Annotated in this window: 13 protein-coding genes; 5 read left to right on the plus strand and 8 right to left on the minus strand. The window is 42.2% G+C overall.

Going from position 1 to position 13,953, the window contains the following annotated elements; all coding sequences use genetic code 11:
• Nucleotides 1-15: 15 nt before the first annotated feature.
• Nucleotides 16-1,647: an ABC transporter substrate-binding protein gene (locus PE36_RS08915; protein WP_043994378.1), complete on the minus strand. Its 1,632-nt coding sequence runs from the start codon at nt 1,645-1,647 to the stop codon at nt 16-18.
• 455 nt (nt 1,648-2,102) lie between these two features.
• Between PE36_RS08915 and PE36_RS08920 the strand changes: the two genes are divergently transcribed.
• Together PE36_RS08920 and PE36_RS08925 are read left to right on the plus strand one after the other, a co-directional pair.
• The gene (locus tag PE36_RS08920) at nt 2,103-3,164 is read left to right on the plus strand and encodes a triacylglycerol lipase (protein ID WP_006031675.1); all 1,062 of its coding nucleotides are present in this window, start codon (nt 2,103-2,105) and stop codon (nt 3,162-3,164) included.
• Between the two features lie 144 nt (nt 3,165-3,308).
• Entirely contained in the window at nt 3,309-4,292 is a 984-nt protein-coding gene (locus PE36_RS08925; RefSeq protein WP_043994375.1) for a lipase secretion chaperone, read from the plus strand.
• Between the two features lie 150 nt (nt 4,293-4,442).
• On the opposite strand, the gene PE36_RS08930 is transcribed toward PE36_RS08925, so the two are convergent.
• Together PE36_RS08930 and pomA are read right to left on the minus strand one after the other, a co-directional pair.
• Nucleotides 4,443-5,360: a flagellar motor protein MotB gene (locus PE36_RS08930; RefSeq protein ID WP_043994376.1), complete on the minus strand. Its 918-nt coding sequence runs from the start codon at nt 5,358-5,360 to the stop codon at nt 4,443-4,445.
• A gap of 42 nt (nt 5,361-5,402) precedes the next feature.
• Entirely contained in the window at nt 5,403-6,167 is a 765-nt protein-coding gene (pomA, locus tag PE36_RS08935; RefSeq protein ID WP_006031678.1) for a flagellar motor protein PomA, read from the minus strand.
• A gap of 185 nt (nt 6,168-6,352) precedes the next feature.
• Here pomA and xseB point away from each other — a divergent pair, with 185 nt between their 5' ends.
• From xseB to dxs, 3 genes are read left to right on the plus strand one after another with little or no spacing between them, the layout of a single operon-like run.
• Nucleotides 6,353-6,598, plus strand: a complete 246-nt coding sequence (gene xseB / locus PE36_RS08940; protein WP_006031679.1) for an exodeoxyribonuclease VII small subunit — start codon at nt 6,353-6,355, stop codon at nt 6,596-6,598.
• Nucleotides 6,599-6,601: 3 nt separating this feature from the next.
• Nucleotides 6,602-7,492: a (2E,6E)-farnesyl diphosphate synthase gene (gene ispA / locus PE36_RS08945; protein WP_006031680.1), complete on the plus strand. Its 891-nt coding sequence runs from the start codon at nt 6,602-6,604 to the stop codon at nt 7,490-7,492.
• A 33-nt stretch (nt 7,493-7,525) separates the two neighbouring features.
• A complete protein-coding gene (gene dxs, locus PE36_RS08950; RefSeq protein WP_006031681.1) occupies nt 7,526-9,391 on the plus strand; it encodes a 1-deoxy-D-xylulose-5-phosphate synthase in 1,866 nt (621 codons plus the stop codon).
• Between the two features lie 82 nt (nt 9,392-9,473).
• On the opposite strand, the gene PE36_RS08955 is transcribed toward dxs, so the two are convergent.
• The 5 genes from PE36_RS08955 to dppC all read right to left on the minus strand — a co-directional run bounded on the left by PE36_RS08955 (nt 9,474) and on the right by dppC (nt 13,942).
• On the minus strand, nt 9,474-10,376 hold the full coding sequence (locus PE36_RS08955) for an IS3 family transposase (RefSeq protein ID WP_157517771.1): 903 nt from the start codon (nt 10,374-10,376) through the stop codon (nt 9,474-9,476).
• Nucleotides 10,313-10,822, minus strand: coding sequence for a transposase (locus PE36_RS08960; protein ID WP_006031683.1), 510 nt, complete (start codon nt 10,820-10,822; stop codon nt 10,313-10,315). Before PE36_RS08960 ends, PE36_RS08955 begins: the two co-directional genes overlap by 64 nt.
• A gap of 248 nt (nt 10,823-11,070) precedes the next feature.
• A complete protein-coding gene (locus tag PE36_RS08965) occupies nt 11,071-12,075 on the minus strand; it encodes a peptide ABC transporter ATP-binding protein (protein WP_006031684.1) in 1,005 nt (334 codons plus the stop codon).
• On the minus strand, nt 12,072-13,040 hold the full coding sequence (gene dppD / locus PE36_RS08970) for a dipeptide ABC transporter ATP-binding protein (protein WP_006031685.1): 969 nt from the start codon (nt 13,038-13,040) through the stop codon (nt 12,072-12,074). The genes PE36_RS08965 and dppD overlap by 4 nt, the downstream gene beginning before the upstream one ends.
• 11 nt (nt 13,041-13,051) lie before the next feature.
• Nucleotides 13,052-13,942, minus strand: a complete 891-nt coding sequence (gene dppC / locus PE36_RS08975) for a dipeptide ABC transporter permease DppC (RefSeq protein ID WP_006031686.1) — start codon at nt 13,940-13,942, stop codon at nt 13,052-13,054.
• Between the last annotated feature and the right edge of the window lie 11 nt (nt 13,943-13,953).

The following is a 13,953-nucleotide window of genomic DNA, read 5'->3' on the forward strand; positions in this document are numbered from 1 at the left end:
GGTATGGACAAACTATTACTTAGCGATGATGTACATATCTTTAGAGTAAAGTTTATCTTCAGCATTGTTTACTGCGTAGCCACCCAAGTATGGGCTTACTAAACGCGCTTTAACATACTGATAGATAGGCGCAATTGGCATATCTTTAGTGAGTAGCGCTTCTTGAGCATAATAAAGCTCTGTACGTTTTGCTTCAGACGTTGCTTTAACAGCTGCTTTTGTTAGCTTATCGTATTCAGCACTCTTATAGTGGATACCACCAGTAGTGTTACTGCCTTCCATTAATGACGTGAATGTAGACGCTTCATTATAATCACCACACCAACCAGCACGAGCGGCTTCAAAATCACCCTGTTTCTTGGTTTCTAGGTAGGTTTTCCACTCTTGGTTTTCGAGTGTTACCGATACACCTAAGTTTTTCTTCCACATCGACGCAATTGCTACCGCAATTTTCTTGTGGTTTTCTGACGTGTTATACAACAAGCTAAACTCTAGCGGGTTTGACTTGTTGTAACCCGCTTCAGCTAACAACACTTTAGCTTTGGCATTACGTTCTTTTTGCGACAGCTTGCCGTAAGCAGGTGTCTCAGGGTTGAAACCAGCAACGATTTCAGGGGTTAAGAAGTAAGCGGGTTTTTGACCTTGACCCAGAATTGCATTAGCAATAATGTTACGATCAATTGAGTATGAAATTGCTTTACGTACACGAACATCATCAAAAGGTGGTTTTTTAGTATTGAAGTTGTAGTAATAAGTACACAGATCACCTTTAATCGAAACTGATTCAGGGTATTCCTTTTTCAGGCGGCGGAAATGCTCATTCGGAATCTCATAAGTGAAATCAATCTCACCAGATAAGAAACGATTCATGTCTGCTACTTGGTTTTCGATTGGTAAGAAAGTCACTTTATTTAAAACTGTTTTTGCGTTATCCCAATATTGCTCATTACGAACGAGTACTAGACGTTCGTTGACGACCCATTTGTTAACGACAAATGCACCATTACCAACGAAGTTTTCTGGTTTAGTCCATTTATCACCGAACTTTTCAACTGTCGCCTTATGTACAGGCTTAACAGTTGTGTGACCCATCATCTTCACGAAATAAGGTACAGGGCTTTCTAGTGTTACTTCAAATGTGTAGGCATCGATGGCTTTAACACCTAAAGTAGATTTGTCTTTGTTACCGTTAATGATATCAGAAGCATTAATCATGGTAGTCATATCGAGATACCATGCATACGGTGAAGCCGTTGCAGGATCAACTGCACGTTGGAAGCTATATACAAAATCATCAGCCGTTACAGCATCGCCATTCGACCATTTCGCATCTTTGCGTAGGTAAAAAGTAAACACTTTATTATCTTTCGTTTCCCAACGTTCAGCAACACCCGGTACTGTATTACCATCTGCATCTTGATTGACAAGACCTTCAAGTAAATCACGGATTACGTGAGATTCAGGCACACCTTCGGTTTTTTGCGGATCTAAAGAGGCAACTTCGGTGCCGTTACCACGAACGAGCTCTTGGGTTTTAGCAAGCTTAACACCGGCTGGGACTTCAGCAGCAGTAGTAGTTAACGAAGTAGCGGCAAACACAAGACCTGCGCCTAATAATAATGATTGGGTGATTTTATTTTTTAACATGTACAACTCCAGTACGACAATTACATCCATGACCTTTAAATTTGTTTTATATTTCAATTTTTGTTGCATTAAAATACCGAGCATCTCTAAAGGAGTAGTATTCAAAGTAACAATTAATTCATTTAATTGCTATATATTCTAAACTATCATCAATCGACAACCGTTAAAACCTAGAATACGACAATACATAAGATTTAGTATCTAAATGTGACGCTAATGTACTTAATAACCCCCTATTGGAATATATGCTCAATAATTTGACAGTATTAATACTTATAGCTCAGCACTAACCTGCTGAATCAACGACTAAAGCAGATGTTAATGTGAGAGGATTCACGCTTTCGGTTTGTTTCGAAAACGAACCTAAACAACGGTTGACAGCGTCCAAAATGAACTTATATGCTCAACACACCAATCGAGACAACCTGTCCTATTGGTTTACTGAGGATAAAAAAATGAAATGGAACTTCAAAAAATTAGCACTTGCAACCGCTATCTCAAGCTCGATGTTAATGACGACACAAGCGAATGCAGGTTGGTTTGATAAACCTGAACCTACCTTTGCAAAAACCCAATATCCGATTGTGATGGTGGGTGGCGCATTTGCATTTGACAGTGCCATGGGCATTGATTATTGGTACGGCATTACCGATGCGCTACGCGAACAAGGCGCCGAGGTATATGTCACTAATCTGTCGAGTGCAGAACTTAACGAAGTACGTGGCGAAGAGTTGGTTTACGATATCGAGCAAATCTTAGCATTAACAGGAGCCGACAAGGTCAACCTTATCGCCCACAGTCAAGGTGCGCTGGCGTCACGTTTTGCAGCAAATGACGAACGCCTTACCGATCGCATTGCATCGGTATCAACCTCCCATGCAATGAATAAAGGCACGCACTTTTCTGAAGGGTTCAGAGATACCGTTGAAGAAGGCAGTACCATTGAAAAACTCGGTGTACCACTCATTAACTTTGTATTTAACACCCTAGAATTATTGTCTGCTAACGAAGATTCCGCTGACGGTGATTATGATAGTCCTGCACGTGGTAAGCAGGATTTATTACGCCTTGCCCAAGCGACCGATCGTGAGAAAGTAGCGCAATACGCAGCCGATTATACCGATATGGCGGTGATGCCGAGTCAGGACTGTATGACCATTAATAACGGTGAACAGGGCGAAGTAGACCCGGCATTCTATGGCCAGACGGAATCAAATGGCATTAAATTTTTCTCTTGGGGTGGTAACCAATACAGTACTAACTTCCTTGATCCGCTTGATTCAATGTTAGTGCCAATATTTGGACTGTTTGTACCTGAATACAAAGAAGAAGGTGGTTTTCAATGGGATGGTTTAGTACCCGTTTGTGGTCAAGCGATTGGTCAAGTCATCAAACTTGATTATAACGCTAACCATTTTGATGCCATTAATCAGTTAATGGGATTAGGCAGTTGGAAATTAAACATTCCAGCCATTTACACCAAACATGCCAATATGCTTGCCCAGCAAGGTTTGTAACGGCAATTTATCAACTGCAAAAGTCTTAACTGTAATCGATCTTAACTGCTACAGGTCGAAGCTTTAACAGTTAACACTGACTATTTATGTTCACAGGCCAAAGCTTAAATGAGCGCTGTATTGGTCTTTTATCAGGGTGATAGAATGCACAACATTAAAAAATCAGCGGCTATGATCAGCCTCTTTATTCTCAGTGCCAGCGGGATCTACCTGTCTGATAATAAAGAGGCTGGCGACAAATCATCAAGTAGTAAATCAACACGCCATATAACCGACAATATCACAGACAAACCCAGTGCCAGTAGTCGCGACCATATTATCGAACCCGAACAACAAGCAAGCTTCACATCATCAATTATATTACGCAAAAAAACCAATACGACAGTCACAGATATAGTGACTTTGGCTAACATTAACATGCCAAAATCACTGAATAATACTGATCCAAGTAGCTTGATCCACACTGATGGTGATAACCAGCTGCTCTTAAATCATGATATCAAAGTATTATTTGATTATTTTTTTAGTTCTGATGGTGACTTAAGCCCTGAAGAGCTGCTTATCAGCATGCAACAATATATTCACCAGGCTTACCCACAACCCGCGGCGCAGCAAGCGTTAGTGTTATTAGCTAAGTACGTAGATTATAAGCAACAAATGAGAGATTTTCATGCGCAGAACTCGGCACTGCAAGATTTACCCGAGCTGGATACCCTGAACTATAATGACAGTAATACTGATAGGAGTGATACCTTACAAACCGTTGAAACATTAATGCAAGATCGTCAGGACATGCGAGAAAAAATATTCTCGATAGCAGAAACGGATGCCATGTTTGGTCAGGAAATTAATTATGATCGATATATGCTAACAATAGCAAAACTCGATGCCGACTTATCACCGACAGAACGTCAACAACAAATAGCACAAACAGCCGAGCAGTACCTCACCGAAGCGCAGCGAAAAGCGCGTAAACAAACGTTTATATTGCAAAATTCACCGCCTAATTTTCGCATTGACGGTAATGGCGAATGCCAAGGAAATAACCAAGATTTCAGCACCCAGCAAGTGACCGCATTATGCGATTTAGCCCGAAAAAGGCTCGCGCGCAATGAAGCAAATAGCTGAGCCAGATGATTAAACGGGTTCGTCACGTAAACAAAAGGCTCACCACATGATGTTATCCATGTCGATGAGCCTTGTTATTATGACGTAAATGAAGTGATACCCAAACTACGTCAAGCTGCTATATCAGAGACTGGCTTGGGTATACGTAAACTAGTTATCAGCCACTACACTTATCGGTTCTGATAATTTCGCTTTACCCTGCATGATGCTGATTTCAACACGGCGGTTACGGCGTAATTCGTTTTCGTCATCGGTTAGCGGTTGGGTATCTGCCATGCCTTGTACAATCAAACGATTTTCAGTGAATTCTTTAACCTTCAACATCTCATGGGCAACTGAAACCGCACGCTGACTCGACAGGTCCCATTTCGAACGATAGAGTTCAGAGTGTAATTGCTCTTTACCCGTATGCCCAGCAATGGTAATAATCCCCGGTATCGTCGCTAATAGCTGTGCTACTTTTTGGATCACAGGACGGAAACGCGGTTGTAAAAATGCCGAGCCCGAAGGGAATGAGCCCTTTTCATTAATACGAATTATGATTTGCTGGCCCAAATTTTCCACCTCAACACCACCACTGTCGATTTCTTCTTTGAGCGCCTCAGCCAGTGCTTTGACTAATTCACTGGTATCTTCCGTGACTTCTATATTTTGTGTTGGGGTATTATCACGGGTAGAGGTTTCTGGTGATTTACCCCCATTACTGTCCTCGGCGAGTTTATTTTTGCCCCCCGCATTTTGATCTTCACCATCTTTAAAATCTAACTCAGCTTCGCTGTTATCAATCGTATGCTGCATTATCGTTTCAATCGGCGTTGGATCCGGGCGACCTGGACGAAATTCCTGGGCAATGACGGTGGTGCCTTTGGGAATGTTTTTTACTTCAATCTGATTTTGTACACCAAAAGCATGCTGCATCGAACCCGCGATTTGCTTAAATTTAACCACATCCATTTCTGAAAATGACAGCAGTAATACAAAAAAGCACATTAACAGGCTCATTAAATCGGCAAATGTTCCCATCCACGCGGGTAGCCCTGGGGGTGGGCAATCACATTCATCAGACATAGGTTATCTCTCTACTTATTTCAGCTGTCATCTGGACACTAACTAAACGTCAGTATCTGCCACTTCACGTTTTGATGAATTAAGGTAATTCTTTAATAAACTTTCGATGACTCTTGGATTTCGACCTTCTTGAATACCTAAAATTGCATCCATAATCAGGGTATTGTTCAGCATCTCTTCTTCAGAGCGTAATTTCAATTTACCCGCAATTGGGATCGCAATCATATTGGCAAAAACAGCGCCATATAACGTCGTTAACAAGGCAACCGCCATTGCCGGACCAATGGATTTTGGATCATCCATGTTTGATAGCATCGCCACTAAACCAATCAAGGTACCAATCATGCCCATTGCTGGCGCGACTTCACCAATCATACTAAATACGTGGATACCGGCTTTATGCCGTGCAGTGGTCAGCTTAATGTCTTTTTGTAAAGTCTGACTGACAACAGTGGCATCGTGGCCATCGACTAATAAATCGATGCCTTTTTGCATGAACTGATTTTTGACTTCCGCTTCTTCTAGGGCTAAAAAACCACCTTTACGCGCGGCATCCGCCATTTCTACTGCTTGTTCGATTAAATCTTCTGGTTTGTCGATTTTGAACATAAATGCTTTAACTGCAATTTTAGACGCCGCTAAAAATTGACCAAAATTAAAATGCATTAATACCACAAACAGTGAACCCACAAATACGATCAATATTGATTGCGTATCAATAAACGTACTTATATCGCCGCCCAACACCATTGCCATTAATACAAACGCAAACGAGCCAACTAATCCTATTAAAGTTGCTAAATCCACAACATTTCCCATCCCAAGCAAATTATCATCAAATGTCTAACGAGTGTATTCATCGATCTATATCGGCAAACACACAAAATCCTTAAGTAATCTTATCCTGCTTATTACTGCCATCGCACAGTTAAGCTGTATATACCTTATTAACTTGGGTATAATACCCGAGTATATTATCAGAGGGACACCCGATGGCGGTAAAAAAACCAGAAAATATGACGTTCGAGGCGTCAATTGCAGAATTAGAGACAATTGTGAACAGCTTAGAGCAAGGTGATTGCGAACTTGATAATGCGTTAAAGCAATTTGAACGCGGTATTAGCTTAACGCGTGCTAGCTCACAAAAACTGCAGCATGCTGAACAACAAGTAGCAATTTTACTCGCCAACGGTGATCAGCAAACGCTTACTCCCTTCAATTCTGACAGTAGTAATTAAATAGTGCAGCTTTCAAACTCGATTACCCGATACCAGGGTCGTATCAACGACTATTTGCAACAGCAAATAAACTTGTTACCAACACATGATACTCAACTTGCCGCAGCAATGGAATATGGTCTATTACAGGGCGGGAAACGTATTCGCCCAGTGATCGTTTATGCCGTTGGTGAGATGCTCGGTGTGAACCTTCGTGATCTTGATGGTCCAGCCGCCGCAATCGAATCAATTCATGCATACTCATTAATTCATGATGATTTACCGGCGATGGATGATGACGATTTACGCCGCGGTCAGCCAACTTGTCACATTAAATTTGATCATGCTACCGCTATCTTAGCCGGTGATGCCCTGCAGCCTTTTGCGTTTGAAATGCTACTCGATTGTGCGCTTGCGCCTGAAGCAGAAAAAAATCGTTTTGCCATGTTGAAATCGCTGACCCAAGCCAGTGGTTATAGCGGTATGTGTGGTGGTCAAGCAATGGATTTAGCCGCGACCGATAAACAGATCTCGCTGACCCAACTTGAAGCTATCCATAATAATAAAACCGGTGCATTAATCAATTGCGCAGCTAAACTGGGTTGCCTAGCATCACCCCATTGTTCGATTGAATTATTAGCGGCATTGGATAAATGGTCTAATGCCATTGGTTTAGCATTCCAAGTACAAGATGACATTCTCGATATAATCAGTGATACTGAAACGCTCGGTAAACCCCAAGGTTCAGATGTTGAATTAAATAAATCAACTTACCCTGCATTACTCGGTTTAGCTGGGGCACAAGAAAAAGCCCAAGCTCTGTATCAACAAGCGATATTCGCCTTAGAAACAATTCCGCATGATACGACCGTTCTCGCTTTATTTACGCAGTACATCATCGAGCGAAATAAGTAACAGATTCTAACAAAGTATAAAATTATAAAAATTATGAGCTTAGATATTTCGAATTACCCTACATTAGCATTGGCGGACATCCCTGAAGAGTTGCGTCAATTACCAGCAGATCGTCTCGATGACTTATGTGATGAACTGCGTAGTTATTTATTACACACGGTAGGTAAAAGTGGCGGTCACTTTGCTTCAGGTTTAGGCGTTGTTGAATTAACCGTTGCCCTGCATTATGTCTACAATACCCCATACGACAAATTGTTATGGGATGTGGGTCATCAAGCCTACCCGCACAAAATTTTAACCGGTCGTCGTGATCGTATGTCTACGATCCGCCAGAAAGGCGGTTTACACCCGTTCCCTTGGCGTGATGAAAGTGAATATGACCACCTTAATGTCGGTCACTCGTCAACCTCAATCAGCGCGGCACTTGGTCTTGCTGTTGCTGCCGACCAAGAAGATAAAAACCGTAAAACGGTCGCTATTATTGGTGATGGTGCGATCACGGGTGGCATGGCATTTGAAGCGTTAAACCATGCTGGCCATATCGACAAAGACGTACTGGTTATTTTAAATGATAACGATATGTCTATTTCAGCAAACGTTGGGGCGGTAAACAAACACTTAGCAAAATTATTGTCGGGTGTTGCTTACTCAAGTTTCCGTGAAAACGGTAAAAAAGTACTCTCAGGTATTCCGCCAATTAAGGAGCTTGCACGTCGCGCCGAAGAACATTTAAAAGGCATGGTCGTACCGAGCACATTATTTGAAGAGTTTGGTTTTAACTATATCGGTCCAATTGACGGCCATGATGTCAATGGTTTGGTGGAAACACTGCGTAATATGCGCAACCTTAAAGGTCCACAGTTCTTACATGTGATCACCAAAAAAGGCAAAGGTTATGCGCCTGCCGAGCAAGATCAGCTTGGCTATCACGCAGTACCTAAATTCAACCCAGCAGAAGATACATTGCCGGTAGCAGCCCCATCAAAGCCAACCTTTTCCAAGATATTTGGTAATTGGTTATGTGATGTAGCGGCAACCGATAAGAAACTTGCTGCAGTCACACCCGCAATGGGCGCAGGCTCGGGTATGATCAAGTTTTCTGAAACTTATCCAAAACAATATTTTGATGTAGCCATTGCTGAACAGCACTGTGTAACGTTCGCTGCAGGTCTGGCGATTGGTGGTCATAAACCTGTGGTTGCTATCTACTCGACGTTTTTACAACGTGGTTATGATCAGCTGATCCACGATGTGGCGATTCAGGACATTCCGGTATTATTTGCCATTGACCGTGCAGGTCTAGTGGGTGCAGATGGTCAAACTCACCAGGGTGCGTTTGATATTAGCTTTATGCGTTGTATTCCTAAAATGGTGATCATGACGCCAAGTGACGAAAATGAATGTCGTCAAATGCTGCATACAGGTTACCAGTATCATGGTCCTGCCGCAGTTCGCTACCCTCGTGGCAGCGGTACTGGTATTGACGTTGAGCAAGCATTTACTGAATTTGAAATTGGTAAAGGTATCGTTCGTCGTCAAGGTGAAAAAGTAGCAATCTTATGTTTCGGTACGCTAATGCATAACGCGATGCCAGCGGCTAAACGTTTAAATGCAACGGTTGTGGATATGCGCTTTGCGAAACCATTAGATGAAGCATTGTTAGCTGAGATGGCGAATAGCCATGATATCTTAGTCACTATCGAAGATGGTGCGATCATGGGCGGTGCCGGCTCTGGTGTGAACGAATACTTGATGGCGAATAAGTTGATGACACCTACATTAAACTTAGGTCTGCCAGATAAGTTTATTCACCAAGGTACTCAAGATGAGATCTACGCTGAATTAGGCTTAGACGATATTGGTATTGAAGCCAGCATTAAGGCGTTTATCGCGCTTTAATTCGCTTTGAAATAACGCACAAAATACCGATAAAGAAAAAGCCCTACTCGATGAAGTGACCCCGTTAAGTTGGACATTTTAGTTAGGCGGCTTGTAAGGCCTGGTTTCGATATTCTATCGGAGTCAGGCCTTTTAATTTGACCTTAATCCGTTTCGTATTGTAATACTCGATGTATTCGTCGAGCTTTTCTATTAATTCATCGGCATCTTTGAAGTTTTGCCTATGATACATTTCTGTTTTTAATAAGCCAAAAAAGTTTTCAGCTACTGCGTTATCTAAGCAGTTCCCTTTTCTGGACATACTTTGTGTGAGTCCATGAGCTAATAGCTGTTTTTGATACGCCCTATGGCGATATTGCCAACCTTGGTCACTATGCACTATTGGTTTTGAGTGCTCATCTAAATTATTAATAGCATCTTTCGGCATATCTGTAACTAATGGTAAACGGGCATCTTTAGCTATCTTGTAAGCGACTATTTCTTTGGTAAATAGATCTATAATTGGTGATAAATAAACTCTCTGATCCCTAACCTTAAATTCAGTTACATCGGTTGCCCACTTTTCATTTGGCTTAGTGGCATTAAAGTTTCGTTCAAGTACATTGGGCGCTGTTTTTCCCGCCCCGCCCTTATAAGAACTGTATTTTTTAGGTCTTACGGTCGATTTTAAATTTAATTGAGCCATCAGCCTTTGTACCGTCTTATGATTTATCGTAATACCTTGTCTTCTAAGTGTTAGATGAATCCGTCGGTAACCATAACGCCCTTTATGTTCATGGTAAATAAGCTTGATAAGTGCTAGCTCACGCTCATAAGTATTCGTTTTTTCACTTACTTTTACTTGATAATAAAATACACTTTTAGCCAACTGAATGACTTGAAGAAGGTGTTTTAAAGCATGATTATTTTTGAGAGCTAAAACTATTTCCGCCTTTTCTTTGTTTGCTGGCGCTTTGCCTGCTCTAGCTCTTCCAACTTTTTTAATACGGCATTCTCAGCTCGTAGATAAGCAAGTTCTTCTTTTAGTTCTTCTGTTGTCATTTCACTATCTGGCTTTACACGCGTGTTGGGTTGTTGCTTCATTGGAGACCTGCCTATTGAGGAACGTTCAAGTCCTCTGAAGCCTGACTCGTTATATGTTTTTAGCCATATAGAAAGTGAACCGGGAGAAGACAGATTTAATACGGCACTAGTGTGAGTGAGCGACCAGCTATTTGTCCACATTAATTTTAATGCTTGTAGCTTTGTTTTTGCACTACTGGCATGTGAATTTGGTAGGAATGCATTTGTTCCGTGAATTGCAAAGACTTGAGTCCAATATCGGATTTGCCGAGAGGATATCGATAGTTCATTTTCTAATGTATAAGATGATTTACCATCTAGACACTTTTTTGCAGTGATGAGTTTAAACTCACGACTATATTTGGACATAAAAAAGACCCTCAATAATTGGTTGTCCAACTATTGGGGGTCACTTCACGATTCACATCCAGTAGGGCTTTTTGCTTTTACATTTCGCCGAATTGATTAAAAACGCCCTACCCGCTGTAAACCCATCCCTGGGAGCTTGGGCTGGCATCCATGCCAGCAACAGTAGGCTTATTTTAATTAATCCGGCTTATACATTTATCTTTATATCGTTTATCCAAAATTAGAAGTTGTGTCTCTCTAATTAAAAGTTAAATACGCTGTTCTTCAACTGCATGGCAGGCAATTAACGATTTACCGTATTTAGTTAATATCGGTTGTTCCACATTACAACGTTCATTCGCAAACTGACAACGAGTATGGAATGCACAGCCTTTTGGCGGATCAAGAGGCGATGGTAATTCCCCCACCAGCTTGATGCGTTCACGACGATGCGCAGGGTTTAACTGCGGTGTACTTGATAACAAAGCTTGTGTATAAGGATGACGAGGATTGGCAAACAACTCTTCTTTGGTTGTGTGCTCAACAACACGGCCCAGATACATTACAATCACGTCATGAGCAATATGCTCAACCACTGATAAATCATGGGAAATAAACACATAGCTTAAGTTTAGCTCGTCTTGTAAGTCCATCATCAAGTTTAATACTTGCGCCTGTACCGATACATCCAATGCTGAAACGGGTTCATCTGCCACCACCACGCTTGGGTCTAACATCAAACCACGCGCAATGGCGATACGCTGACGTTGACCACCCGAAAACATATGCGGATAACGATCGTAATGCTCAGTCTTCAAGCCTACTTTAGCCATAATCGCTAACGATTTTTCTTTACGCTGCTGTTTGTTTAACTTGGTATTAATCTCTAAAGGTTCTTCTAAGATCTGCCCCACTTTTTTACGTGGATTGAGCGAACCATACGGGTTTTGAAATACAATTTGAATTTTTTGACGTAATACCTTAAACGTCGCTTTATCCATTTTTAGCAGATCTTGACCTTCGAAATCAATTTCACCATGGGTTGGGGTCTCGATCATGGTCAGCAAACGACCCAGCGTCGACTTACCACAACCCGACTCACCTACAATCGCCAATGTTTTACCAGCATCAAGTGTAAATGATACGCCATCGAGCGCTTTTACTGTCGCATCTGGTTTACGGAAACCTTGTGGTACTTGGTAGTGTTTTTTCAGATCCACCGCTTTTAATAATGGCTGTTTCTCTGCAGTATTTAAACTTACAACGTCACTCATGCTGCAGGTCTCCCTTCAATAGTTAACGGCGTATGACATTTAACCTGACCTAGCGGGCTTTCATAAGCACCAGGCTCTTCGCTGCGACACTTATCTGTTGCATAAGGACAACGTGGATTAAGCAAACAACCCACAGGACGGTCATAAACGCCAGGAACAACACCTGGTAACGTGGTAAGACGAGATTGACCTATTGCCGATTCTGGTGATGATGCGAGCAATGCTTGGGTATACGGATGCTTAGGATGCTTAAATACTTCCTCTGCAACCCCGGTTTCGACAATTTGACCTGCGTACATAACCACAACACGATCAGCCACTTCCGCAACTAAGGCCAAATCATGGGTGATCAGGATCAGACCCATGTTATTTTTCTTCTGCAGATCAATCAACAAATCAATAATTTGCGCTTGGATAGTAACGTCCAATGCGGTTGTTGGTTCATCGGCGATCAACAATTTTGGATCACAGGCCAGTGCCATCGCAATCATCACACGCTGGCTCATACCACCAGACAGTTGATGTGGATACACATTTACACGGCTTTCCGGCGCAGGGATCCCCACTAAATCAAGTAGTTCAATCGCACGTGCTTTCCGCTCTTTTTTACTGCCGCCTTGGTGTACTTGCAGTGCTTCCATGATCTGATAACCCACCGTGAAACACGGATTCAAACTGGTCATCGCGTCTTGAAAGATCATTGAGATATCAGCGCCCGTCAATTTACGACGTTGCTTTTCTGGCATCTTTAATAGGTCTTGTCCTTCATACAACAGACTATCTGCAGTTACTTTTCCCGGATGTTCAATCAAGCCCATGATCGACATAGAACTGACGGATTTTCCGGAACCAGACTCACCAACAATACCCAGTATTTCACCTTTATCAACACTATAACTAATATTATCAACCGCTCTGAAGCCGCTGAATGTGACTGATAAGTTTTTAATTTCTAACAGTGACATAAACCAACCTCTTACTGTTTCAATTTAGGATCAAGTGCATCACGCAAACCATCACCCATTAAGTTAAATGCTAATACGGTTAACAAGATAGTCACACCAGGGAAAGTAACAACCCACCATGCGCTTTGTACGTATTGGCGAGCATCCGCTAACATAGTGCCCCACTCCGGCGTTGGCGCTTGCGCACCTAAACCAAGGAAACCCAGTGCCGCCATATCAAGAATTGCGTTTGAAAAACCCAGTGTCGCTTGTACGATCAGCGGAGCTAAACAGTTTGGTAATACCGTATTAAACATAATGCGTATTGGACCCGCACCAGCAATGCGTGAAGCGATCACATAATCTTTATTCATTTCACTCATCGTCGAAGCACGTGTTAAACGCACATAGTGTGGAATCGACACCACCGCAATCGAAATCGATGCATTAACAATACTGGGTCCCATAATCGCCACAATCGCGATCGCTAATAATAGGCTTGGCATGGCTAACATGATATCAACCAGACGCATGATCACGGTTTCCACTCGGCCACGGTAGTAACCCGCAACCAGGCCTAATAAGATGCCGATACCCAGAGATAATGTGACTACTAACATACCCACAAACAGCGATAAACGCGCACCGTGGATCAAGCGCGATAAAATATCACGACCAACCGCATCGGTACCAAGCAGATAACCGCCAGTCCATGATGGTGGCTGTAATAGCGCATCACGGAACTGCTCAATTGGCGAATAAGGGGCAATAAAATCCGCAAACACCGCCACAAAAATCATGATTGCAATATAGACTAGGCCAACGACCGCACCTTTATTCGAACTAAAATATTTCCAAAACTCTTGTAATGGTGTTAACGGCTTCAGCTCTATCACTGGCGCGTTGTTTGAAACTTCACTCATAATCTATTCCT

The sequence above is a fragment of the Moritella sp. PE36 genome, from assembly GCF_000170855.1.
Taxonomy (GTDB): Bacteria; Pseudomonadota; Gammaproteobacteria; order Enterobacterales; family Moritellaceae; genus Moritella.